We start from the raw sequence: 24,196 nt of genomic DNA, 5'->3' as shown, positions 1-24,196 counted from the left end.
GCGCACCCGCGCAAGGAAGACCCTGAAGCACGCGGCGATCCGCCGTACTTCAGGGTCTTCCTCTTCTTGCTTACGGCGGCATTCGCCTACAAACCGTGCGCTCCGCCCGCCGCGACGCTGTTGCGCGTGCGCTTGGCTTCGTACAACGCCAGGTCAGCAGCCGCCACGAGCTCTGTCCAGCTCTCCGCTTCTCCTGCGGCAACGCCCATGCTCACCGTGACATACCGGCTGACCGTCGATTTGGCATGCGGAATGCGGGAGGCTTCCACGCGGGCGCGGATCGCTTCGGCCTGCTCGAGCGCTTGATGCTCCGTCGCCCCCGGCATGACGCAAGCGAACTCCTCGCCGCCGTACCGGGCGACGAAGCCGCCCGGTACGGCCAGCATGTCCTCCACGAGCTGTGCCACTCGCTTGAGCACCGCATCGCCGCCTTGATGGCCGTAGTTATCGTTGTACATTTTGAAACAGTCGATATCCAGCAGCGCGATTGCGAATCCGCTCTCCGCCGCGCCCCGCTTGGCCCACTCCGTCTCCGTCTGGGCATCGAAGTACCGGCGGTTATATACGCCCGTCAGCCCGTCCATCGAGGAGAGACGCACGAGCGAATCATTCGCCTTCTGCAGCTCCGTCTCGCTGTTCACCCGCTTCGTGATGTCCGTTAAGGAGACGAGCACGCCGTTCACTTCGCCTTCCTTGTTCTTGAACGGGGCCGCATTGCAGGAGACGATGATCGGCCCCTTCTCGCCATGGTGAATGGTCAGCTCCAGGTTGTTCATCGGCTTGCCGTCGCGCATGACGCGCAGGAACGGCGGTCCCTCCTCGCCGAACCGGACGCCTCCGCGATCGGCCAAGTTCCACAGACAGAAGCTCGCCGCCTCCGCACCGCCTCCGACCTGAATGCCCAGCATTTGCTCGGCCATATGGTTCGCCAGCGTAATGGCGCCGGTTTCGTTGAACACGAGAATGCCGTTAGGGACCGTTCCGATGATCGTATCGAGCCGGTCCTTGGCCTCCTCCACCGTCTGCTCCAGCGCCTTGCGCTCGTTGACGTTGCGCAGGTAGACGGTAAGCCCTTCTTTGGACGGATAAATATTCGCTTCGAACCAGGCGCCGAACAACGCCGAATATTCCTCAAACGACACTTTGACCTGCTCGGCCATCGCTTTGCGGTAAGCCGCGCCGAAGGTCGAATCCGCGATGCCCGGATAAAGCTCCCATAACACCTGCCCGGTCAGCTGCTCGGCCGTGCGCCCCAGATAGCGTTCGGCCTCCTGATTGACGTACGTGAAGCGCCAATCCCGGTCGACGACCGCGAACGTGTCGGTGATGCTCTCCAGAATGTTTTTCAGCCACGCCTCCGACTTTCCGTACGCCTCCTGAACCCGTTTGAATTCGGTCACCTCGCGGCTGACCGAGACGATGCCGGTCACGCGACCGTCCGTCTGGATGAACGGCGAGTAAGAGGTAATGTAATAGCGCATCCCCCTGCCTGCCGTCGGCATCGACCATTCTTGCACGGATGGCTCGCCCTCGAGAGCCCGGCGAAGCGCTTCCTTATGCGGTTCCGCCGCCTCGCTGGGCAGGAGTTCGTCCAAGGTTTTGCCCAGGTAGGACTCGACCGGACTGCGCAGTTCTTGAACCGTACGGCCGAACATGCCGCTCACCCGCATGTCTTCGTCGAAGATCGCAATGGTCTCGTCGATGGAGTTGACAATCGAGCGGAACCGTTCTTCGTTCTTGGCCAGCTCGCGCTGCGCGCGACGCTGCTCGGTAATATCGATGCCCGTGGTGATCACGAACCGCACGCGTCCGGAGGCGTCCTTCATCGTCGCGTTCGACCACGCCACCCAATGGATGCGTCCGTCCCATGCTTCCCACCGCTGCTCGAAATGCGGGATAATCTCTCCCGTGCGCGCCATTTGCTCCATGTGCAGACGGATATCCTCCCGTTCTTTCGGCAGCGACTGCAGCTCGTGAAGGGGCCGGCCCCGGACCTCGTCCGCCGTGTGACCGCTCAGCGTCTCGCAGGCTTGGTTGAACCGGACGACCCGCCCTTCGTGATCGAGCACGATAATGAACGAAGCGGCCGTGTTCAGCACGGAATCCGCGAACGCCTGCTCGACCTGCAGCTTCTCGACCGTCTGCCCGAGCGCGGCCGACATGCCGTTATACACCTGCAGCAGCTCGTCCAGCTCGACGGTGGAATCTTTCATCGCGCCGGCGTCGATCCGATAGCCGTACTGACCGTTCTGAATGCCGCGGACGCCGCGCAGCAGTTCCTCGATAGGCCGGCTCAGATGCGCGGCCATGCGAGTAGAAATATAAGCGGCGGCTAGAAGCGCCAGCAGAATGATGAGCGCCGTCATGAGCAGCTGCGCGTAGATCGACTTCAAGACAACCTCGGTGCCTGTCTCCGCGACGATCAGCCACCGTCCGTTGTTGACCCATGCATACGCCCCGTAGACCTCGCTCCCGCGGTAATTCGAATAGGACTCGGCAAGCGTATTCCCTATCGTGGCCGCCCTCGTCAACGGCGTCTCCATCGCCTCGCCATGGGCAACGCGCGTGCCGGTGATCATCGTCCCGTCCAGCGCGATCAAATACGACTCGCTGTCCGCGCCGTATTGGAATTGTTTCATTAGTCCTTCGATCGTGGCCAATTCGACCGCGCCGGTGATCAGGCCGGCGAATGCACTGTTCGCATCCGTAATCGGCGAGGCGAAAATGATCACGGGCTTGCCGTTGTATTTGGACACCAGCGTGCCGGAGATCGTCTCCTTCAGCAGCTTGCCCTCCTGATAATACTCGCGGTCGGTCAAATTCGTCGTTTGGCCATGCATGTCGCCGATGCCGTCTTTGTTCACATACGTGATATAACTGAATTCCTTATGCCCGGCCAGCACCTGCTGAATATCCGCGCGCATCGCGTTCTCATCTAACGATCGGGCCGATCGGGCATGGGCGAGAATATGGATATCCACCATACGTTCGGCGAGCCACTTCTCGATGAACGCCTGCTCCAGCATGACCGTTTGGTTCAACTGGTCGAGCGCTTTTTCTTTATGATGGTCATATTCGATATAAGAAAAAACCGCCAGGCACGTGATGGCGACCGACAGGACGAGCAGCATGGTCTGCCTGCGAAATTTACTTCCCAATGTATTCGGACGCGAACGCCGGTTAATCAGCCGATTCATGGTGTTAGGCTCCGATCTATCCAGTCTGGCGCAGCTTCTCCTTAAGCAGCCCCTAAGCTGCTGCAAGGCACGCTTCTCGCGGCGCTCTTGACTTATTCGACAAGGCTTGACATTTTCCTACTAAATCCGCCGTTGAAATATATGGCTTCGTCCCGGCCGGATCGCCGCGCGCTCGGTTCCCTTCGGCAAGCAACAAGAAAAGGACCGCTCACCCCTTCCGGTCCGTGAGCAGCCAATCTCCCTCTCTATCCTTCTTCCGTTGAACCATGACACTTACCCTGAAGTTGCCTGCGCGAGCACCTCCGCGATCGCTTCGTTCACGGGCGCAAGCTGCGGCTTCCCGATCGCCTCGTCGCTAAGCTTCCCCGCCGACTTCAGCCGCAGCACCCGCAGCACGCTCTCGTTCAGCCGGGCTTCCGTCAGCTCGCCCCGCTTGACGCTCGCCGTGATCGCGGCGATCGCCTTATCGACGTTGCCATACTTATGGGCGATCAGCACCAGATCCGCGCCGGCCTTCACGGACAGTACGGCCGCTTCGCCCATCCCGTAGTGGTCGGCGATCGCGCCCATCGTCAGATCGTCGGTGATGACGACCCCCTTGAAGCCGAGCATTCCGCGCAGCTGATCGGTGACGATCGTCTTCGACAACGAAGCCGGATAGTCCGGATCGACCTTGGGGAACAGAATATGCGCGACCATGACCGCCCCGGCACCTTCTCGAATCGCCGCCTCGAACGGCTTCCACTCGAAGGCCTTTAGCTCGTCCAGTCCTTTATTCACCACAGGCAAATCCAGATGCGAGTCGACCGCCGTGTCGCCATGTCCCGGAAAATGCTTCACGACGGGAATGACGCCCTGCGAGCGTATGCCTTTCATGGTCGCGAGTCCCATCTCCGTCACGACCTTCTCGCCGCTGCCGAACGCGCGCGCGCCAATCACCGGATTCGCCGGGTTGCTGTTGATATCGAGTACAGGCGCGAAGTCGACGTTCAGTCCGAGCTGGGCACACGCGCGCGCCAGAATCTCGCCGACATCCTCTGCTAGACGCGCATCTCCCGCATCGCCTATGACACGGGCATTGGGGAGCTTCTTGAGCTCCGGCAGCCGACTTACTTTCCCGCCCTCTTGATCGACCGACAGCAGGAGAGGCGCAGCGCCGCCGGCATTCCACGCCTTCAGCTGATTGACGTATCGGATGACGCTCTCCGCCGAAGCCAGATTATCCTTGTAGAAAATAACGCCGCCCACATGCTGCTCCCGGATCATCCGCTGCGCGCCCGCATCCGCCGCCGTCCCGTCCACGCCGGCTACGATCAGCTGTCCGATGCGCTCCGCCAGCGTCATCTCGGCAATCTGCCGCAGCAGCGCCGTATCCGCCAGATTGCCCTCAGACGCAGCCTCGGCGGCACCTGGAGACACGCCAGAGGAATTCGGCGCCGGACCATCGCCAGGTCCAACGTTGGTCGCCGCTTGGTTCGACGCTCCGTCCTGCGCTGCTCCGCCCGCATCCGCCGACGGCTGGCCGCCCGTATCCGTCCCTGGCTGCGCCGCGCCCTGCTCGTTGCTGTCAGCCGTCCCATTCGTTGCATGAACCGCTTCATTCGTGCCCTTGCCGATCGTCTCCCCCGCCTGCCGTTCACCACTCGCACATCCGGCTATAGCCGACGCCAGCAGCAGCGCCGAGGCTGCAGCCGCCGTTCTTCTCATTCGTTCGCGCATGTTCGGCATCGCTCCCGTCCTCATCGTTAGCTTCATTGTCGGCGATGCGGCCTTTCGTTCATACGTGCCGCCGCTCGGCCGAAGCCTTCGCCTGTATGTATGTGGACGAAGAACGTCTCCCAAAAGTTGCTTACCTCCGCTTTGGTCGTGCGGCTCACGCCTCCTTGCCCAGCACCTTCTGATAGCTCGCAATGTCGAGCCAGCGTCCGAACTTGTACCCGATTTCCCGGAAATGCGCGCATTTCTCGTAGCCAAGCCGCTCGAACAACCGGATGCTGCGCTCATTCTCCGTGCAGATCGTCGCCACCAGCGTATGGAAGCCGATTCGGCGCGCTTCTTCTTCAAGGAACGCGACGGCGGCGGGCCCGATGCGCTTGCCCACCTGCTCAGGCGCCAGATAGACCGTCACTTCCGCGGTGACGTCGTACGCCTGCTTGTTCTTATGCTGCGTGAATAAGGCGTAGCCGGCGATCTCACCTTCGACCTCGATGACATACGTCTTGTAGCGCGGACTCGGATTACGCACGTTCGCCCGCATCGCCTCGCGCGTGACCGCCTCGGTATGGAACGAAATCGTCGTATTCGCCACGTAATAGTTATAGATATCATGCACCTTCGTCAAATGACGCTCTTCCTCGAACTCCACCATCTGCATCTGAATATCCCCTTTCCTAACGGCTAATCATCTATTCCCCGAACAGCCCCACTTCTCCTCTCTGCCAATGCGCGAACCGTGCAGCGACACAAAAATCCCCTGCGCAGCTTCATCAGCCTGCACAAGGGATATGGGGGGATGCCCGCACGCATTCTAGTTAAATCGTCCACAAGCTCCAATCCGAACGCCGTTTGCCCAAGGCGTCGATCCAGCGAAGCGTAATATCGAAGGTCTGATCGCGCGCCGCCTTCGAAGAGAAGGTGTGATCCGCCTGCAAAATAACCTCTTTGTCGCAGCTGCCTTCCTTGCGCAGCCAGAACATTTTCTGATACAAGAAGCAATAATCGACCGGGATGACCGTATCCGCCGTGCCGTGCACGATCAGCACATCGCCCGAATAACCGCGCAGCTCCGTTAGAGGCTGATACTCGGCCAGCGAATCGGTAAACCGCTTCGTCAGCTCATAGTGCATATGATCGCTTTTGCCCGTGAGCTCGATTTCCTCAATCGCCTTCGTGCCGATAATGTTGCGGATATCCATGTACGGATGCGCGACAGGCGCCCACATGACGAGCGATTTGACCCGCGCGTCGCGGGCCGCTGTCAGGACGGCGACCGCCCCGCCCAAGCTATGCCCAAGCAGAATGATGCGGTCCAGATCGACCAAATCAAGGCCGGAGACGTAATCGAGCACCGTCCGGGTCTGGTCGATTAAGACGTCCAAGCCGCCGCTGCCGTAGTCTCCCGTGCTCTCGCCGCACCCGCCGTAGTCGAACCGAAGGACGAGATAGCCTTGCGCTGTCAGCCGCTCAGCCGCTTCGACGAACAGCCGGTCCGTGCCCATCCGATTGCCGATGAAGCCATGGCAGATGACGACGATCGGGTATTTGCGCGTGCCGCGCGTTTCTCTATGAAGATCGGGATATTGCAGAACGCCGGAGAGCTGCACATCGCCGCTTTGAATCGTAATGGAATGATTCATTTCATCCGCACCACCTTATTCCAATAATTCACACCAAATTACTTGGTATTAAAGATACCACGCGAGCGTGTTGGCGTCAATCCTGAATTATTCCCTTAACCTGCCCATTCCCGCGATCATGCAAAAACGCCGCCCCTGGTAGGGACGGCGTCTTAATGGACTAGACTTCTCGATTCAACTTACGCGTAATGGCAAGCCGCAAAGTGGTTCGGCTTCACTTCGCGCAGCGCCGGCACCTCGGAGGCGCAGCGCTCGGTTGCAGCCGGGCAGCGCGTACGGAACGGGCAGCCGCTCGGCGGATTGACCGGGCTCGGAATGTCGCCTTTGAGCACGATGCGCTCTTTCTTCGCTTCCACGTCGGGATCCGGAATCGGAATCGACGAGAGCAGCGCCTGCGTGTACGGATGGCGCGCGTCGGCGTACAGCTCTTCCGCGTCGGCCAGCTCGACCATCTTGCCCAAGTACATAACCGCCACACGGTCGGAGATATGCTTGACCATCGCCAGGTCATGCGCGATGAACATATACGTCAGGCCTTTGTCGCGCTGCAGATCCTTCAGCAGGTTGACGACCTGCGCCTGGATCGAGACGTCGAGCGCGGAGATCGGCTCGTCGCACACGATGAAGCTCGGATCGACCGCGAGGGCGCGCGCGATCCCGATCCGCTGACGCTGACCGCCGGAGAATTCATGCGGATAACGGTCCGCATGCTCTGGCTTCAGGCCGACGACGTCAAGCAGCTGCTCGATTTTGTAGCGGAGCTCCTTGCGGCTCCCCGCCAGATTATGAAGTTTCAGCGGTTCGGCAATAATACTTTCAACGGACCAGCGCGGGTTCAGCGATGCGTACGGGTCTTGGAACACCATCTGCATGTTGCGGCGCGCCGCCTTCAGCTTGGAGCCGCTCATCTTGTAGATGTTCTCGCCATTGAACATGACGGACCCGGCCGTCGGCTCATATAACCGGAGAATCGTGCGGCCCGCGGTCGATTTGCCGCAGCCGGACTCGCCTACGACGCCGAGCGTCTCGCCTTGGCGAATGCTCAGCGACAAGTCGTTGACCGCCTTCAGCGTACCGCCGCCGACGTTGAAATATTTCTTCAAGCCATCAATTTGGATAAGTGCATCAGACTTGGATTTGCTCATCTTGCGTTGCCCTCCTTTCTATTCCACGTGGTTCAGCCAGCAGCGCGAAGCGTGCGTGTCGCTATGACGCACAATCTCCGCATCCTGCTCGGCGCAAATTTTCATGGCATCCCCGCAGCGGTCGCAGAACGCGCAGCCGATAGGCGGGTGCATCATATTCGGCGGCGTGCCGTCGATCGGAATGAGCGGCTCGTCCTTCGGCTGGTCCAGACGCGGGAGCGAACGAAGCAAGCCGCGCGTGTACGGATGCTTCGGATTTTTGAAAATCTCTTCTTTCGTGCCTTCTTCGACGACTTTGCCCGCATACATGACGATGACGCGGTCGCACATGTCGGCTACGATGCCAAGGTCATGCGTAATCATAATAATCGACGTGCCCAGACGCTTCTGGAGATCTTTCATGAGCTCCAAAATTTGCGCTTGGATCGTCACGTCGAGCGCAGTTGTCGGCTCGTCCGCGATCAGCAGCGTTGGGTCGCAAGCCAAGGAGACCGCGATCATCGCGCGCTGGCGCATGCCGCCGGAGAATTCGTGCGGATACTGCGAGAAGCGCTGCTCCGGGTTCGGCAGACCGACCAGGCGCAGCATCTCGATCGCGCGTTCCTTCGCTTGCTGTCTATTCATCTTCTGGTGCTTGATAAGCACCTCGGTAATTTGCTTGCCGATCGTGATCGTCGGGTTCAGCGAGGTCATCGGGTCCTGGAAGATCATCCCGATCTCCTTGCCGCGAACCGCCTCCATCTCCCTCTCCGACATCTTCAAGATGTCTTGTCCGTTAAAGACGATCGAGCCGCTCTTGATCTTGCCGGGCGGGGTCGGAATCAGACGCATGATCGTCTGGGCCGAGACGCTCTTGCCGGAGCCGGATTCGCCGACGATCGCAAGCGCTTCGCCGCGCTTTAGATCGAACGTGACGTTGCGGACCGCTTGAACGATGCCCCCGCGGGTGTTGAACACGACCTCGAGGTCTTTCACGGATAATACCGTATCTTGTTTACTCATGTCCGTCACCTCCGTTACACCTTCATTTTCGGATCGAATGCATCGCGCAGGCCGTCGCCGAAAATGTTAAACGCAAGCATCGTAATCGTGAGCAAGCCTGCCGGGAAGAGCAGCTGCCACGGGAAGTACTTCCACGTCTTCATCGCATCGTTGATCATAACGCCCCACGATGCGGCCGGCGATTGCACGCCAAGGCCGAGGAAGCTAAGGAATGCTTCGGCGAAGATCGCCGACGGTACCGACAGCGTCAACGTCACGATGATCGGGCCCAGGGAATTCGGAATCAGATGGCGGAGCACGATATGAAATCCGCCAGCGCCCATCGAACGGGCCGCAAGCACGTACTCCTGATTTTTAAGCTGCATAATTTGTCCACGGACGATCCACGACATGTTGATCCATCCGGTTATTGTCATCGCCAAAATGATTGTCCACATGTTAGATCCCATGACGACGCTGACCAGAATAACGACCAGCAGGTAAGGAATCGCATAGAGGACTTCGGAGAAGCGGTTAAGGACTTCGTCGACCTTGCCGCCGAAATACCCCATCATGCCGCCCATCAAAACGCCAATCAGCAAATCCGCCAATGCGGCAACGAGACCGACGGTAAGCGAGATTCTCGCTCCCATCCAAGCGCGGGCCCAAATATCGCGCCCAAGACCATCCGTGCCAAACCAGTGTTCGCTGGATGGACCGAGGTTCTGAGAATCCAAGTTGTTGGAGTAATAGTTGTGCTCGGTCATACCCGGACCGAAAACCGCGAAAAATATAATAATGACCAAAATTCCTAATGAAACCATTGCCCAGCTGTTCGTGTAGAGGCGGTACAGAATCTCTTGACCAGCAGAGCGACTCTTGGAACCGGACTCGACGACGTCCTTGGGCTTTTTCTCGAGTTTGGCGAATTTGGCGGGATCGATGTTCCCTTTGTTCGCATCCATGTTTGTCGTTTGCATGGCCTCAGCCTCCTTTTTTGGAAATTTTAATGCGCGGATCAATTAGAGCGTAAGCGATATCCGTTATGAAACGAGATAACATAAGAATGGCGGCGTAGAACAGCGTAATGCCCATAATCAGCGTATAATCGCGGTTCGAGACGCTGTCTGTGAAAAATTTCCCAAGGCCGGCGATTCCAAAAATAGATTCGACGACGACGGAACCGGTAATAATATTGGCCGTCATTGGACCCACGTACGACACGACCGGAAGCAGACCGTTGCGCAGCGCATGGCGGATCAGAATCGTCAGCGAGCCAAGACCTTTGGCCTTCGCGGTGCGGATATAGTCCGCGGATAACACCTCGATCATCGTCGAACGGGTCAATCGCGCGATAAAGGCAATCGGAAGCACGGAAAGCGCCAGCGTCGGCAGGACGTAATCCATTGGGCCATGTAAACCGGCTACGTGGAACCAGCGAAGCTTGTTCGCAAAGTAATACTGCGCCATTGTCGCCAATACAAAGTTCGGCACGGCGATGCCGATCGTTGCAAACAGCATGATAATGCGGTCGATCAGCTTGCGGTTGTACAGCGCGGCGATCAGGCCGACTGCGATACCGACGATAACCGAAACGACGATTGCGACAAGACCGAGCTGCATGGAGTATTTGAACGAACGTGAAATAATGTCGACGACGCTCTGGTACTGTTGTCTCATGGACATCCCTAAGTCTAGATGAAGCAGGTTCTTCAAGTAAATGAGGTATTGATGCCAGAGCGGCTTATCAAACCCATAATATCTGATCAAGTTCTCGCGCACGGCCGCCGGAACGTTCTTCTCCTGCATGAACGGGTCTCCCGGAATCGCCTTCATGAGGAAGAATGTTGCCGTAGCCAGGACGAACAGCGAAAGTACGATATTGACCGACTTTCTTAGCACATAACGGAACATGATCCACCACCTCCCATTCAGATTATGAAACGTAGAAATACGTAGGCAATGTCATACGACGTCACCTACGTATTTCCACTAACTTGTTCGAAGAAGGATCGGTTCCTTCTATTTATTTCTCGATGTAAGCTCTCGTGTAGTCGATATCGCCTTTGTAGTCAATCGTTACGTTCTTCACGTAAGGCTTAACCAGCGTATTGACGGACGAGTAGAAGATTGGCATGATCGCCATGTTGTCGCCGATCAGGATTTTCTCGGCTTTCGCCATTGCGTCTACGCGAGTCTTCTGGTCGCTATTCGCGTAAGCTTCTTTAACGAGCTTGTCATACTCCGCATTGCTGAAGCCCGTGTCGTTGTTGCCGCCGCCCGTGATCCACATGTCGATGTACGTCATCGGATCGTTGTAGTCGGCGCCCCAACCAGCGCGTGCCACGTCGTAAGCAAGGGAAGTACGGTTTTGCAGGAAGACTTTCCACTCTACCGTTTGAGTCTTAACCGTAATGCCAAGGTTCTTGTTCCACATGTCAGCGATTGCTTCGGCTACCGGCTTGTGCACGCCGCCTTCATTGTAGGACAGTTCGAATTGCGGCATAGCCGTCATGCCTTCTTCAGCAAGACCTTCGGCCAGAAGCTTCTTCGCTTCAACCGGATCTTCTTTGAAGTATTCTGTCGTGACTTCGTCGCGGAAGTCGCCGTTTACGCCGTGGATGCCCGGCGGCACGAAGCCGAATGCCGGCACTTCGTTGCCTTTGGTGACTTTCTCGACGATCGCCTTACGGTCGATCGCCATAGCAAGTGCCTTACGAACCTTCACGTTGTTGAAAGGCTTCTTCGTGTTGTTGAAGTTGTAGTAGTACGTGCTCGCCTGAGGCTGGGATACCAGCTCAGGGTTCTTCTCTTGAATCAGCATAGCGAGCTGCTCAACCGGGATAGCGCCAGTCGGCTTACCGGACCAGTCGAGTTCTTCCGTATCGTACATGTTGGACTCCGTGCTAGCGTCGGAGATCATAACGAAGTGTACTTTCGAAAGCTTGATGTCGCCTTTGCCGTAGTAGTTCTCGAACGGCACCAGATCGATGGAGTCGCTGTGCGACCACGAAGCGAGTTTGAAAGGACCATTGGATACATAAGTAGCCGCTTCTGCCGCCCAAGCCGGATTAGCCGATACGACAGCTTTGTTCACCGGATAGTACGTGTAGAAGGAAAGCAGGCTTTTGAAGTAAGGCGTCGGGTTCTTCAGTTCGACTTCAAGCGTCGAGTCGTCGATCGCTTTGACGCCGACTTGATCGACCGTCGCACCTTTGTTCGTGTTATATTCTTCTGCGTTCTTGATGTAGTACAGTTGGTAAGCGTATGGAGCTGGTGGGTTCAGGTTCGGATCCAGCGTACGCTTCCAGGAGTACTCGAAGTCGTGCGCGGTTACCGCGTCGCCGTTGGACCATTTTGCGTCCGGACGGATCTTGAACGTGTACTTCAGACCATCTTCGCTTACTTGGATATCTTCCGCCATAGCGTTAACGGCTTCGCCGTTCTCCATGCGAGTCAAACCTTCGAACAGACCGGACATAACCGTCGACGATACTTGGTCCTGCATCAGAGCTGGATCAAGCGTTGGCGGCTCCGCGCCCAGGTTCATGCGGAATACTTGGTCAGCGCCCCCGCTGTTGCTTGCTTCGCCTGCGTTGCCGCCGGCAGTGTTGCCGCCAGCGTTGCCGCCGTTGTTGTTACCGCAACCGGACAAGATAGCAACCGTTGCTACAACGAGTACGAGCAGCAGTGTTAGCTTTGCTTTCATCAACCTTACACCTCTCTCACGAGTTATACGTGGAATTATATCAGCCTTACATAGATATGACAATAGAATCTCAGAAATTCTCATTTCTTTCGACCTAAAATCCCATTTAATGGATTAATATGTCATTGCTATGTCAGGTTTTTTCTGCCTTATGATAGACAGAACTGACATTTTATACCACTAAATTGTGCGAATTAACTGCAAACGCTTACTGATATATATTACACTTTCGTCCAACTGAGAGCAATATATTTTTTTTAGTAATTAGCCCCAAAGTAACAGAAAGTTAATAATTATCAGATTATTATTGGTATTAACTGTTAATTTTGTCTCTGATTTTTGTCACAGTTTGTAATTTCAAGGCGGATTTTCGTAAAGTTATACGATGCAGTGAATAATTATGTGTTTTATCGCATGAGCACCTCACCCCTTGTATCCAAGTTTGACAATCCGTCCCTTTATATATGCCCCAACGCCACAAGAAATAAAAAACAACAAACACGGCCCTCTACGAGAACCGTGTTTGTTCGAAATCATAACTCTAATACCTACGCAAACCTCAACCGATCGCCGCCTCCACCTTACGCCAGGCCAGCTGATCGCGCATATGGACGACCGGACCGACGACGATCGCGACCGGACTCTTCAGCGCCTTCGCTTCCGGGTCGTTCGTGACGGCAGCCAGCGTACTGACCACAACCTGCTGCGCTTTGCGCGTACCGCTATGGATTAACGCGATTGGCGTCTCTCCCGGCTTGCCGTGCGCCATGAGGCGCTCCACGATCTGCGGAAGCGCCGAGAGCCCCATAAGAATGACCAGCGTCTCCGCGCCGGCTGCCCAAGACCAGTCCACGCTCGCCCGTTCCTTCTCGGCGGACTCGTGACCGGTAATGACCGCGAACGACGCGGCGAGCGTCCGGTGGGTGACCGGAATGCCCGCATAAGCCGGCGCGGCGATACTGGAAGAGATGCCCGGCACCACTTCGAATTCAATGCCGAGCTCCACCAGATGAAGAGCCTCCTCGCCGCCGCGGCCGAACACGAACGGATCGCCGCCTTTCAACCGAGTCACGGTCAACCCCCGCATGGCGCGGTCGGCAATGAGCGCGTTGATCGCTTCCTGCTTAAGGGTATGGTGGCCTGATGCTTTGCCTACGTAAAGCAGCTCCGCGTCAGCCCGAGCTTCCTTCAGCAAGTCCTCCGCGATGAGCCGATCGTAAATGATCACGTCGGCCTCGCGGATCGTCTCCAGTCCCCGAATCGTGATGAGCTTAGGATCACCCGGTCCCGCTCCCGTCAGGTATACTTTTCCGAACATGACGCTTCCCCCTTGCCGCTTTAGCCAGCCGATTCCTCGGATGCCTGTCGACCGAAATGTTTGCTCATCGCGACAACCATGCTGCCCATTCGTTCTTCCTCCGGATAGAGCACCCTCAAGATACCTTCCTCCACGAATGCTTCCGCCGTTACTTTGCCGACAGCCACAGCCAGCACCGGGCCCTCGAAAGCCGCCTTCACCGCTTCAAGCCGCCCCAGCTCACCCGCCTTCTGCATCAAATAACGGACCTGCGGGGTGCTGGTGGCCGCAACCGCGTCGACGCCGCCCGATATAATCTCTTCAATAAAGGCTTGAACGCCATCACCTTCAGGCGGGATATGGCGATAGGGTAGAATCTCCTCGCAGTTTGCCCCGCGTTCGATCAGCTGACCGATAATCTTCGGAGCAGGATCACCATATAATTGCAGCGCAACCGATGCGCCCGTCAGATCATACGGCTCCATTCCGCGCAGCAGCCCCGCCGTCGTTCCGTCATCATCCTTGACCAGCGGCGCCAGCCCCAGCTTCCTCAGCACGTTCACCGTCTTGTACCCCCGTGCGGCTATTCGCGTTCTGCCGAGCATACCAACGAATGCATCCCGCTTGCCCAGCCCCTCGGCCGCCTGCAGCAGCGCTTCCGTTCCCACGCCCGTCGTCAAAATAAGCCAATCGGGCGGCTGGTCGATCAATCGTTCCAACTGCCCTTCGATCCGGGTATCATCCAGGAAGACCGTACCCTGCGTCGGCCTGATCACCGCGCGCCCGCCAAACTTCTCGATCATCCGGCTAATCTCATCTGCCTTGCGCGGTCCGGTGACGGCGATCGTCACCCCATCCAGCTTGGACATTGGAAGCCCCTCCTCATCCATCTCGATCATCGCCTGGCCGGCAGACGGCAAGCCGCCCGCGTACCAACGACCCCAAGATATATCTCTGTTATGCACTCATATCAAACGCTCGCTCCAGTGACCCCATTATTGCACCTGAATCTTAGGCAGGCAAGAAGCGCGGCTATCAATTTTTCTTATACGCAAATAGGTATTAAGCCAGCCCGTACCGCCCTGCATGGACGATTGCCCCTCAATTAATCTGAGTATAAGCCCGCCTTTATGACATGTCAACAATATTAACATGATACGCCCGTGTTTTCATTGTGAACTATTCACATAAACGGCTTTCCATCGTTATTTTTCATTAATTTCAAGCCTGTTACGTTATCTTTCATGACAACATCGCTGCTTTTCTTAAGCCTGTCTACCCTGATTATCCATACTCAATCCGTCTATTCCAGCAAAGTTATTGTGAAATTCTGCTGATGCTTACCGAAAACCTTCGCTTTTTTATGAATATTCAACAATCAATCTCCCCAGTCATCCTCCACGGGCGATAATCATTAGAATATTTCCACAAAAAATTATGTGAGAATAGTTGACATGTCGTTTTAGCACACCTATAATTCAACTATGAACACAACGATGTGATTCAGATGAAATGAATCGAGCTTCGCACAACGCTGTGCAAAGCCGTCCGGCAACGAAGCCGCATTGCAGCCCCCAAGGCTGTCATGCGGCTTTTTTTCATCCCATGCAGCTTAAGAACCCAAACAGAGAAATCAAGGGGCAGCAGGACCATGCACGCGGGATAGGAGTCCCACATGTCGAGAGGAGAGATTCGAATGGCAGATCGAAAAAGTTTCTTAAAGAGCGGGCATACCCCGTCACTGCTCAGCGCGTTTTTGTACTTTGACACCAGCTTCATGATTTGGGTGCTGCTCGGCCCGCTAGCCGTCATCATCATGAACGACTATCCGATGGATGCGGCGCAGAAAGCGAATCTCGTCGCGCTGCCGATCCTTGGCGGCTCGATTCTCCGCCTCGTGCTCGGCTATTTCACGGACGTCATCGGCCCGAAGCGCACCGGCCAAATCGGCATGATTCTCACCATGGTGCCGCTCGTCTGGGGCTGGCTGTTCGTCAATTCGCTCAGCCAACTGTATATCGTCGCGCTGCTGCTTGGCGTCGCCGGCGCCTCCTTCGCCGCCGCCCTGCCGCTCGCCAGCCGTTGGTATCCGCCGCAATATCAAGGTCTCGCCATGGGTATTGCCGGCGCCGGCAATAGCGGCACGGTGTTCACGACGCTGTTCGCCAACCGTCTGGCTCAGCATTTCGGCAGCTGGGAGATCGTCTTCGGCTTAGCGCTTATTCCGATCGCGATCGTCTTCATCGTCTTCTCGCTGCTGGCCAAGGATAGCCCGAATCAGCCCGCGCCGCGCAAGCTCTCGGATTACGGCGCCGTGCTGAAGCAGCGCGACACGTGGATGTTCTGCATTCTGTATAGCGTCACGTTCGGCGGGTTCGTCGGCCTCTCGAACTACCTGACGATCTTCTTCAATACGCAGTACGGCCTCGATCCGGTAAGAGCGGCCGATTTCACGACGATCTGCGTCATCGCGGGCAGCTTCTTCCGGCCCGTCGGAGGCTGGCTGGCCGACAAGCTCGGCGGCATCCGGATGCTTCTGCTGCTGTACGGATTCGCGGGCATCATGCTAGCTTGCATCTCCACGCTACCAAGCCTTGGCATCGTCACGGTATTGCTGTTCGCCGGCATGATGGCGCTCGGCATGGGCAACGGCTCCGTCTTCCAGCTCGTCCCGCAGCGATTCCAGAACGAGATCGGCATCGTGACGGGCATCGTCGGCGCAGCTGGCGGTCTCGGCGGTTACTTCCTGCCGAAGATTCTCGGTTCGCTTAAGGAATCGACCGGTTCCTACGGCCCTGGCTTCCTGATCGTCAGCGGCATCGCGCTCGCTTGCGTCGCGCTCATCTTCATCATCCAAGGCTCTTGGAAGCGATCGTTCCTGGACAATGACGGCAAGGCTCGCGCCACAACCCAAGCCTCAAGCATCGCATCTTAAGGAGGGACGCGCTTATGGAAGCTTTCGACGCGATTGAACCGTTCGAGTGGCTGGACGCCGTTGATTGGTGGGGCACCACGGCTGATACCAGCGCAGCTTCGTCGTCGTCCAGCGCGAGCGCCGCGCCGCCAATAGCTCAGCCACTCTCCGATTCCCCGCTCGCAGCCGCGATAACGCCATAATCACGCGGCCGCGGATAATCAAAGAAGCGCTTGATCTGTCCGGAGGATCGGACGGCTCAAGCGCTTCTTCTTATGATATGGCAGGCGGCGCCATCTGATCGCCGCTCCCCTTCAAATAATAGACGATATCCGCAGCGTTCATCGGCACGCCGATATGATACCCCTGCATCTCCCGGCATCCAAGATCGATCAGCAGCTCGAGCTGCTCCTCCGACTCGACGCCCTCGGCAATCACGTCCTTGCAGAGCTGTCGCGCCATCTCGACCAGCATGCGGACAATGATATAATCCTCCCGGCTCTGCGTAATGCCTTGGATCAGAGAGTGGTGCAGCTTAATATACTGGTACGGGAAGCGATTCAGCATGCTGAGCGAGGAATAGCCGGAACCCACATCGTCGATGCCGAGCGTTATCCCCCGTTCCATCAGCGCCTTGCACACCTGCTGCGTCAGTCTCATGTCGGTAATCATCGTGCTTTCGGTAATCTCCAGCCGAAGCGCCTGCGCCGGCACGTCGTAACGCTCAAGCAGCGATGCGATTCGTTCTACGAATCCGGATTCTCGCAGCTGCTGCGCCGAAATATTAACGGTCACGGTGATCCCCGAACCGGCGCACCCTTTATCCAGCCACGCGCGGATCTGCCTCACCACTTCCTCCAGCACCCAATTGCCAATCGGGATGATCGCGCCGCTCTCCTCGGCAAGCGGCAGGAACTTGGCAGGCGCAACCCGGCCAAGCTCCGGCGAGCACCAGCTTAAGAGCGCCTCCAAGCTGACCGTCTTCCCCGTCCGCGCATCCATCTGAGGCTGGTAGTGCAGCTCGAACTGCGCAAGCTCCAGCGCCGCCGCCAACCCATGAATGAGCTTCATCTGCTCCTGCGCATTCGCGTTGAGCTCAGGCGTGCACCGATGATATCGATTGCGGCCGCCTTGTTTGGCCGCATACATCGCCGTATCCGCTTGGCGAATGAGCATCTCGACCTCCCGTCCGTCGTCCGGGGCAATAACGATGCCCAAGCTTGCCGATGCGGTATAGAAGCTGCCGCGCAGCTGCATCGGCTCCGCGAGCATCGTCAGCAACCGCCCCGCATAACCGGTCGCATCCGCGTCATCGACTCCCGTAGGAAGCAGGATGGCGAATTCGTCGCCGCCCAGCCGGTAAGCGCTCGCCCCGGAAGGAAGCGACGCCCGCAGCCGGTCCGCAACCTGTTGGAGCAGCCTGTCTCCCGCGCTATGACCGAGCGTATCGTTAATCCACTTGAACTGGTCCAGGTCGATCAACAGGAGCGCAAGCCTGTCCCCTTCCGCAAACCCTCGCGTCAGCTCTTCCTCGATCATCTGATAGAACTTGCGGCTGTTGCCGAGCCCGGTGAGCTTATCCTCGTACGCCAGTCTGGCCAGCATTCGTTCGGCGCTCTTCCGTTCGGTCATATCGATCACGATGAAGAACGCGAGCTGCTCTTCTTCCATTTCCATGAATTCGCCAATTAACTCGACATCCAAGACCCGCCCGGCTTTGTTGATGATCGCAAGCTCCATCGCAAGGGGCGTCTGGGTGCGAAACGATTGCCGGTATGCCGCCAAAAACGCTTGGTTAACGCCGAAAAGCCGCGAGAGACACACCCCCTCGATCGGCTCGTTGTCCGTCACGCCCGCAAGCTTGCGAAACGCGCTGTTCGCTTCGACGACGGCCCCCTTCTCGTCAAGCACGACGGTACCGTTCGGCGAGAGCTCGAACACCAACTCGTACCGCTTGCCCGCGAAGGAGAGCAGATCGTATTTCATCATGGAATGCCGAATCGCGAATACCCAGACAAGCACGCCGTACGAGGAGACGAAATCGAAGATGCGTTCCCCGTCTCGCGCGAACATAGCGCCGATCAGCAGCCCACCGCCCAGCAGCAGCCCGACCAACAGACAGCCCGCGAGGATGATCCGAATGCGTTGCCTTTCCTTCTGCATCCAATTCTTCCCCGCCATTCGCCGCCCCGCCCGCACGAGCAGGAAGTACGAACCGAGCAAGCAATAACAGACGAGCACGACCTCGACGGCCATGAACGGCCCGCTGAACAACTCCGTCCGCTCCGCACCCCTCTGCCCTACCGCTACCGCCGACGGGTCAGTCACAAGCGGAATAAGCCCGATTGCGGGAAACATGCAAATTACGTGCATCCATAGCCTGCTGATGCCAAGCTTGCTAATCATGACAAAGAAATACAGCGCCGCGCTCATCGTTAGGAAGACGGCCGGGAACTTCATGAACCGCAGCGCTTCGTATGCCGTCTCGTACGGCAGCGCGGCGAATAGAAAGTCGCCTAGAAAGACAACACCCACAAAAAAGAATAAAGCGGAAGTGACCAAGTGAAGACGATTGCCTGGATTACGGGCGAAAATTTCGACCGCCATATAGAAGATAAATAGAAAGGGAAGCAATTGATTGAGGACGGGAAACAACAACGAGGTGGACACAATGATCAGCTCCCGGTTAAGAGGATTGGCGCGAAGTGCAGGAAACCCCTGGGCTTCAAGGTTTCGCGTTAATCCTCAAAGCGGCAGCTGGCAGGCATCGGTTCAACCATTAGCCCCTATAGCTTTGCGTCGTGCGTTTTCACGCAGTTTGCTTTTCTCAAGTTCGGTATGCGGTTAGGTTAGTTTAGGTAAATAGTCCTGATACTTTTATATCACGAGGACTGGGAGCTGTCTACCTGCCAACCCTCTACCAGATGTATGTAATAATTGGCAACCCTGTCATGCCCGTCTTCCATTCTCGAATTGGGCCACGTAAGCACCGAACGCTTCCGGCGTATTCAGATTCAGGAAAGCCGCTGTTTCTTCATCCGCGATGCCTACTTCGAGCGTCTCGAGATCCCCGAGCATCTTCATGACCCGAAAGTCGCCAGCGATCAGCACCTGCTCGATTCGCGCCGCGACGCGCGTATGGTAAAGGGCGTGGAACGGCTGCCCTGGCGCCAGCACGACGTCCGGCCCCGCTTCGCCGCTCCGCTCCCGCCGGGCAACCTCCGCCTCCATCCGGCGCAGCAGCGACTCGGATAGTACCGGCATATCGCAGGCCAGCACGAACGTATAGCCGGACGGCAAGCTCGATAGGCCGGCATGCAGACCTGCGAGCGGGCCGCTCCCCGGATAAGCATCCCGAACGTAATGCACATGGCGTGCGGCGGGACTGTCTTGCAGCAAGGCCCGATAGACCGCTTCGCGCTCTTCATCCGCGACGGACACCGCGATTGGACGCAAGCCTTCTTCCGCCATGCCCTCCGCCAGCCGGACGAGCAGCGGCTTCCCGCTGATCGCAAGCGCCGCTTTATCCGTTCCCATCCGCGTGCTTAACCCGCCCGCTAATATAAGCCCGCTTCCTCCCAAGCCAATCTTCTCCTCCATTTACGCATCAAACCCCTCTCCACCGATTCATGCGCACCTCCCGCCCTCGCATATGCATACAAGGAAAGGAGGAGTTGCCATTGTCCGATCATGCTTCTCATTCCGATTCGACCGGGAGCGCGCCAAGCCGCTCCAGCCTTACCATCGCGCAGGCGGAACGTTATAGCGCGCGCAACTATCACCCGCTGCCGATCGTGATCGCCGAAGCCGAGGGGGCCTGGGTAACCGACCCCGAAGGCAGCCGGTATCTGGATATGCTCAGCGCCTATTCGGCCTTGAACGCCGGCCACCGGCATCCTCGCATTATCGCTGCGCTGAAGGCGCAGGCCGATCTCGTCACGTTGACCTCGCGCGCCTTCCATAGCGAACCGTTCGCCGCCCTGTGCGAGCGGCTTGCCCGCTACACCGGCAAACCGCTCGCGCTCATCATGAACAGCGGCGCCGAGGCGGTAGAGACCGCCCTGAAGACTGCCCGCCGCTGGGCTTACCGAGTGAAAGGCGTGCCGGACGGCGAAGCGGAAATCATCGTCTGCGACGGTAACTTCCATGGACGGACGATTACCGTCACGTCCTTCTCCGCAAGCCCCGAATACCAAGCGCACTTCGGGCCGTTCACGCCGGGCTTCAAGCTCGTTCCCTACGGAGACGCCGAAGCGATCGAGCGCGCCATCGGTCCGAATACGGCCGCCGTGCTGATCGAGCCGATCCAGGGCGAGTCCGGCATCATCATTCCACCGGACGGCTACCTGCGCGCAGTGCGTGACATCTGTACGCGACAGCGCGTGCTCCTGATCGCCGACGAGATCCAAACCGGCTTCGGTCGCACGGGTTACCGGTTCGCGTGCGATCACGAAGGCGTCGAGCCCGACCTGATCGTGCTGGGCAAAGCGCTCGGAGGCGGCGTGCTCCCCGTCTCCGCCGTCGTTGGCGGTCCCGAGACGCTCGGCTTGTTCGAACCCGGCTCGCACGGCTCCACCTTCGGCGGCAATCCGCTCGCCTGCGCGGTCGCGCTCGCCGCATTGGCCGTCACCGAAGACGATCGACTGGCCGAGCGGTCACGAACGCTGGGCGCCTACATGCTGGAGCGACTCGCCGCCATCGTTCACCCGGACATCGCCCAGGTTCGCGGCCGCGGCCTGTTCATCGGCCTGGAGCTGCGCGTCGCGGCCCGCCCGTATTGCGAGCAGCTCATGGCGCTCGGCTTGCTGTGCAAAGAGACGCATGAGCATACGATCCGTTTCGCCCCGCCGCTGACGATCAGCCGCGAGGATTTGGACTTGGCGATCGCGACAGTCGAGCAGGTATTCGCCGTGAACGGCGGCAATCCGGCCTAGGTCCGGGTTTGAACCGCGCAAGCCTTCCGGCGTGGCGCGGCGGCGCGGTGCTCGATCGTACGTCGGCGGTCAAACTCGCGCGATGCGCCAACGACCGACGCCACCGCTAGCAGAAAAGGTACGGCCAACTGGCCGTACCTTTTCGTTGTCGTTATCCTTTCGCCGGATCGAACGAGCTCTTCAGCGACACGATGCGGTTGAAGACGATGCCGCCTTCGCCCGACAGCTTCGGATCGACGTTGAAGTAGCCGTGGCGGAAGAATTGGAATTTGTCCTGACCTTGCGCTTCCTTCATGTTCGGCTCGACGAACCCTTCCAGCACCTCAAGCGAATTCGGATTCAGACGCTCCAGGAACGGACGGTCGTCGTTCTCCCCGTCGACCAGCAGCGGCTCGAACAGCCGGAACTGCGCATTGATCGCCTGCGACGCCTCCACCCAGTGGATTGTCCCTTTGACCTTGCGGCCCGTGAAGCCCGATCCGCTCTTCGTCTGCGGATCATACGTGCAGCGCAGCTCGATCACATTGCCATCCGCGTCCTTGATCACTTCTTGGCACGTGATGAAGTACGCATGCTTCAGACGCACTTCGTTGCCTGGGAACAGGCGGAAATACTTGGCCGGCGGATTCTCCATGAAGTCGTCGCGCTCGATGTAGATCTCGCGGGAGAACGGAATTTGGCGCGTGCCCATCGCTTCGTTCTCGGCGTTGTTCTCCGCCTCGAGCATCTCGACTTGGCCTTCCGGATAGTTCGTGATGACCACCTTCAGCGGCTGCAGCACCGCCATCGTCCGCAGCGCCTTCAGCTTCAGGTCTTCGCGGATGAAATGCTCCAGCATCCGTTCATCCACGACGCTGTACGCCCGCGCCACGCCGATCTCGCGGCAGAACGCGCGGATGGCTTCCGCCGTGAAGCCTTTGCGGCGCAGACCGCTGACCGTCGGCATGCGCGGATCGTCCCAGCCGTCCACGACGCCCTCGTCGACGAGCGACTTCAGGTAGCGTTTGCTCATGATCGTATTCGTCACATTGAGCCGGGCGAATTCGTATTGATGCGGCGTCGCTTCCATCTCGCATTCTTGGATCGCCCAATCGTACAGCGGACGATGATCCTCGAACTCCAGCGTACAGATCGAATGCGTCACGCCTTCGATCGCGTCGCCGAGCGGATGCGCGTAGTCGTACATGGGATAGATGCACCACGCGTCGCCCGTGCGGTGATGATGCGCGTGCGCGATCCGGTACAGCACGGGGTCCCGAAGGGTGATATTCGGCGACGCCATGTCGATCTTCGCGCGAAGAACGCGCTCGCCGTCCTTGAACTCCCCGGCGCGCATGCGGGCGAACAAATCGAGGTTCTCCTCCACGCTGCGGTCGCGGTACGGGCTGTTTTTGCCAGGCTCGGTCAGCGTGCCGCGGGTTTCGCGGATTTGCTCCGCCGACAGGTCGCACACGTACGCTTTGCCTTTCTTGATCAGCAGAACGGCACGCTCGTACATTTCCTCGAAATAATCGGAAGCGAAACGCAGCTCATCCCACTCATAGCCGAGCCAGCGCACGTCCTCCTGGATCGCATTCACGTATTCGGTATCTTCCTTGACCGGGTTCGTATCGTCGAACCGCAGGTTCGTCCGGCCTTTATACTCATCGGCAAGCTCGAAGTTCAGGCAGATCGATTTGGCGTGCCCGATATGCAGGTAGCCGTTCGGCTCCGGCGGGAAACGGGTCACGATCTCGCTCACCTTGCCGGACTTCAAGTCGGCTTCGACGATGTTCTTGATAAAATTCGAAGATGATGTCTTGTTCTCCACAGCGACCAATCCTTCCGGCTTAAATTTCTATCCTACTATAATACACAATTTTCCGGGAGATTATAAATAGGGAGTTCCACGAATCCTGGGCGAGACGGCTGTCATCCTCCCTTTGCGACGCGGCGCGTCTCATTCCTAAGAAGCAATCATCTCCGGCATAAGGCGGATTCGAACGCGATGCGCGTCCGTCCCGGGACCGATTGACGCCAACAATTTTAGAAATATATAATTAGGTTACCTAACTAAATAACACATCGATATAAGGTGAACAATACGCAAACGACCGCGCGGTGTAAGAGAGTCGTTCACCCTATATCCCCCGCAAAGGAATGATGCCCATGAATGCCGAGAACGACGCGAACGCCCTAGCCCTCACCCGGGCATTCCGGCAGCTCCGCCATATCAATTGGCGAGGTCAGCACGCCATCGAGGGGTACACTCCCGGCGAGACGATGCTGCTGTTCTGCGTCCGGCGCTGTCAGCAGGACAACCCCAGGGGCCTGAAGCCATCCGAGATCAGCCAACATATGCGAATCACCACACCCTCGGTGACTCAGATGGTCAATTTGCTCGTGGCGCGAGGGGCGCTGGCGCGCACCGCCGACCCGACCGACCGCCGGGCCGTCCGCATTACGCTGACCGGCGAAGGCGAACGCGTGACCGAGCTTGCCCATCAAGCGATGCACCACAGACTCGAGGGGCTCATGCAGCATCTCGGCCATGATCGCACGCGGCAGCTTGTCGATCTGCTCGAAGACGTCTTTCAGTACTACAGCGCGCAAGCCGCGGCAGAGACGGATGCTCCCTTCTGCGCAGGCGGCGCCACAGATCCCAAACCATCCGAATGAAGGTG

18 protein-coding genes and 1 riboswitch are annotated in these 24,196 nt (G+C 58.0%); of the genes, 4 read left to right on the top strand and 14 right to left on the bottom strand.

The window, feature by feature from the left end:
• Positions 1-86: 86 nt before the first annotated feature.
• From ACFFSY_RS13195 to ACFFSY_RS13145, 11 genes are all read right to left on the bottom strand, one after another.
• A complete protein-coding gene (locus ACFFSY_RS13195; RefSeq protein ID WP_377494575.1) occupies positions 87-3,197 on the bottom strand; it encodes a PAS domain-containing protein in 3,111 nt (1,036 codons plus the stop codon).
• Positions 3,198-3,470: 273 nt separating this feature from the next.
• Positions 3,471-4,916, bottom strand: coding sequence for a beta-N-acetylhexosaminidase (nagZ, locus tag ACFFSY_RS13190; RefSeq protein WP_377494573.1), 1,446 nt, complete (start codon positions 4,914-4,916; stop codon positions 3,471-3,473).
• A gap of 154 nt (positions 4,917-5,070) precedes the next feature.
• The gene (locus tag ACFFSY_RS13185; protein WP_377494571.1) at positions 5,071-5,571 is read right to left on the bottom strand and encodes a GNAT family N-acetyltransferase; all 501 of its coding nucleotides are present in this window, start codon (positions 5,569-5,571) and stop codon (positions 5,071-5,073) included.
• A gap of 157 nt (positions 5,572-5,728) precedes the next feature.
• Positions 5,729-6,553, bottom strand: coding sequence for an alpha/beta hydrolase family protein (locus ACFFSY_RS13180; protein ID WP_377494569.1), 825 nt, complete (start codon positions 6,551-6,553; stop codon positions 5,729-5,731).
• 179 nt (positions 6,554-6,732) lie between these two features.
• Positions 6,733-7,698 carry an ABC transporter ATP-binding protein gene (locus ACFFSY_RS13175; RefSeq protein WP_377494567.1) on the bottom strand — a complete coding sequence of 322 codons (966 nt, stop codon included), beginning with the start codon at positions 7,696-7,698 and terminating at the stop codon, positions 6,733-6,735.
• An 18-nt stretch (positions 7,699-7,716) separates the two neighbouring features.
• A complete protein-coding gene (locus tag ACFFSY_RS13170; protein ID WP_377494565.1) occupies positions 7,717-8,700 on the bottom strand; it encodes an ABC transporter ATP-binding protein in 984 nt (327 codons plus the stop codon).
• Positions 8,701-8,714: 14 nt separating this feature from the next.
• On the bottom strand, positions 8,715-9,659 hold the full coding sequence (locus tag ACFFSY_RS13165; protein ID WP_377494563.1) for an ABC transporter permease: 945 nt from the start codon (positions 9,657-9,659) through the stop codon (positions 8,715-8,717).
• Between the two features lie 4 nt (positions 9,660-9,663).
• Positions 9,664-10,593: an ABC transporter permease gene (locus tag ACFFSY_RS13160; protein ID WP_377494561.1), complete on the bottom strand. Its 930-nt coding sequence runs from the start codon at positions 10,591-10,593 to the stop codon at positions 9,664-9,666.
• A gap of 112 nt (positions 10,594-10,705) precedes the next feature.
• Positions 10,706-12,388, bottom strand: a complete 1,683-nt coding sequence (locus ACFFSY_RS13155) for a peptide ABC transporter substrate-binding protein (RefSeq protein WP_377494559.1) — start codon at positions 12,386-12,388, stop codon at positions 10,706-10,708.
• A gap of 559 nt (positions 12,389-12,947) precedes the next feature.
• Complete coding sequence (cobA, locus tag ACFFSY_RS13150; protein WP_377494557.1) at positions 12,948-13,706, bottom strand: uroporphyrinogen-III C-methyltransferase; 759 nt, start codon at positions 13,704-13,706, stop codon at positions 12,948-12,950.
• A gap of 20 nt (positions 13,707-13,726) precedes the next feature.
• Positions 13,727-14,554: a uroporphyrinogen-III synthase gene (locus ACFFSY_RS13145; protein WP_377494555.1), complete on the bottom strand. Its 828-nt coding sequence runs from the start codon at positions 14,552-14,554 to the stop codon at positions 13,727-13,729.
• Positions 14,555-15,381: 827 nt separating this feature from the next.
• Here ACFFSY_RS13145 and ACFFSY_RS13140 point away from each other — a divergent pair.
• Both ACFFSY_RS13140 and ACFFSY_RS13135 read left to right on the top strand, forming a co-directional pair.
• Positions 15,382-16,620, top strand: a complete 1,239-nt coding sequence (locus ACFFSY_RS13140) for a nitrate/nitrite transporter (protein ID WP_377494553.1) — start codon at positions 15,382-15,384, stop codon at positions 16,618-16,620.
• A 14-nt stretch (positions 16,621-16,634) separates the two neighbouring features.
• On the top strand, positions 16,635-16,802 hold the full coding sequence (locus ACFFSY_RS13135; RefSeq protein ID WP_377494551.1) for a hypothetical protein: 168 nt from the start codon (positions 16,635-16,637) through the stop codon (positions 16,800-16,802).
• A gap of 70 nt (positions 16,803-16,872) precedes the next feature.
• On the opposite strand, the gene ACFFSY_RS13130 is transcribed toward ACFFSY_RS13135, so the two are convergent.
• Both ACFFSY_RS13130 and mobA read right to left on the bottom strand, forming a co-directional pair.
• Positions 16,873-19,269, bottom strand: a complete 2,397-nt coding sequence (locus ACFFSY_RS13130) for a putative bifunctional diguanylate cyclase/phosphodiesterase (RefSeq protein WP_377494549.1) — start codon at positions 19,267-19,269, stop codon at positions 16,873-16,875.
• 79 nt (positions 19,270-19,348) lie between these two features.
• Positions 19,349-19,432, bottom strand: a riboswitch (cyclic di-GMP riboswitch).
• A gap of 116 nt (positions 19,433-19,548) precedes the next feature.
• Entirely contained in the window at positions 19,549-20,199 is a 651-nt protein-coding gene (mobA, locus tag ACFFSY_RS13125) for a molybdenum cofactor guanylyltransferase (protein ID WP_377494547.1), read from the bottom strand.
• A 143-nt stretch (positions 20,200-20,342) separates the two neighbouring features.
• Between mobA and rocD the strand changes: the two genes are divergently transcribed.
• A complete protein-coding gene (gene rocD / locus ACFFSY_RS13120; RefSeq protein ID WP_377494959.1) occupies positions 20,343-21,533 on the top strand; it encodes an ornithine--oxo-acid transaminase in 1,191 nt (396 codons plus the stop codon).
• Between the two features lie 151 nt (positions 21,534-21,684).
• Here the strand turns inward: rocD and ACFFSY_RS13115 are convergent, their stop codons facing one another.
• Positions 21,685-23,343, bottom strand: coding sequence for a glutamine--tRNA ligase/YqeY domain fusion protein (locus ACFFSY_RS13115; RefSeq protein ID WP_377494545.1), 1,659 nt, complete (start codon positions 23,341-23,343; stop codon positions 21,685-21,687).
• Between the two features lie 329 nt (positions 23,344-23,672).
• Between ACFFSY_RS13115 and ACFFSY_RS13110 the strand changes: the two genes are divergently transcribed.
• On the top strand, positions 23,673-24,191 hold the full coding sequence (locus ACFFSY_RS13110) for a MarR family winged helix-turn-helix transcriptional regulator (RefSeq protein ID WP_377494543.1): 519 nt from the start codon (positions 23,673-23,675) through the stop codon (positions 24,189-24,191).
• The last annotated feature ends 5 nt before the right edge of the window (positions 24,192-24,196 follow it).

It is taken from the genome of Paenibacillus aurantiacus (assembly GCF_042431225.1).
In the GTDB taxonomy this organism is placed as follows: Bacteria; Bacillota; Bacilli; order Paenibacillales; family Paenibacillaceae; genus Paenibacillus_Z; species Paenibacillus_Z aurantiacus.
This window is presented reverse-complemented; position numbering and strand designations above follow the sequence as displayed.

Excerpts from the sequence above, each read along its gene's own strand:
- nagZ (WP_377494573.1), bottom strand. The coding sequence starts at position 4,916 with ATGCGCGAACGAATGAGAAGAACGGCGGCTGCAGCCTCGGCGCTGCTG.
- ACFFSY_RS13140 (WP_377494553.1), top strand. The coding sequence starts at position 15,382 with ATGGCAGATCGAAAAAGTTTCTTAAAGAGCGGGCATACCCCGTCACTG.
- ACFFSY_RS13110 (WP_377494543.1), top strand. The coding sequence starts at position 23,673 with ATGATGCCCATGAATGCCGAGAACGACGCGAACGCCCTAGCCCTCACC.
- ACFFSY_RS13155 (WP_377494559.1), bottom strand. The coding sequence starts at position 12,388 with ATGAAAGCAAAGCTAACACTGCTGCTCGTACTCGTTGTAGCAACGGTT.
- ACFFSY_RS13135 (WP_377494551.1), top strand. The coding sequence starts at position 16,635 with ATGGAAGCTTTCGACGCGATTGAACCGTTCGAGTGGCTGGACGCCGTT.
- ACFFSY_RS13160 (WP_377494561.1), bottom strand. The coding sequence starts at position 10,593 with ATGTTCCGTTATGTGCTAAGAAAGTCGGTCAATATCGTACTTTCGCTG.
- ACFFSY_RS13195 (WP_377494575.1), bottom strand. The coding sequence starts at position 3,197 with ATGAATCGGCTGATTAACCGGCGTTCGCGTCCGAATACATTGGGAAGT.
- ACFFSY_RS13175 (WP_377494567.1), bottom strand. The coding sequence starts at position 7,698 with ATGAGCAAATCCAAGTCTGATGCACTTATCCAAATTGATGGCTTGAAG.
- ACFFSY_RS13180 (WP_377494569.1), bottom strand. The coding sequence starts at position 6,553 with ATGAATCATTCCATTACGATTCAAAGCGGCGATGTGCAGCTCTCCGGC.
- ACFFSY_RS13145 (WP_377494555.1), bottom strand. The coding sequence starts at position 14,554 with ATGTCCAAGCTGGATGGGGTGACGATCGCCGTCACCGGACCGCGCAAG.
- ACFFSY_RS13185 (WP_377494571.1), bottom strand. The coding sequence starts at position 5,571 with ATGCAGATGGTGGAGTTCGAGGAAGAGCGTCATTTGACGAAGGTGCAT.
- mobA (WP_377494547.1), bottom strand. The coding sequence starts at position 20,199 with ATGGAGGAGAAGATTGGCTTGGGAGGAAGCGGGCTTATATTAGCGGGC.
- cobA (WP_377494557.1), bottom strand. The coding sequence starts at position 13,706 with ATGTTCGGAAAAGTATACCTGACGGGAGCGGGACCGGGTGATCCTAAG.
- ACFFSY_RS13165 (WP_377494563.1), bottom strand. The coding sequence starts at position 9,659 with ATGCAAACGACAAACATGGATGCGAACAAAGGGAACATCGATCCCGCC.
- ACFFSY_RS13170 (WP_377494565.1), bottom strand. The coding sequence starts at position 8,700 with ATGAGTAAACAAGATACGGTATTATCCGTGAAAGACCTCGAGGTCGTG.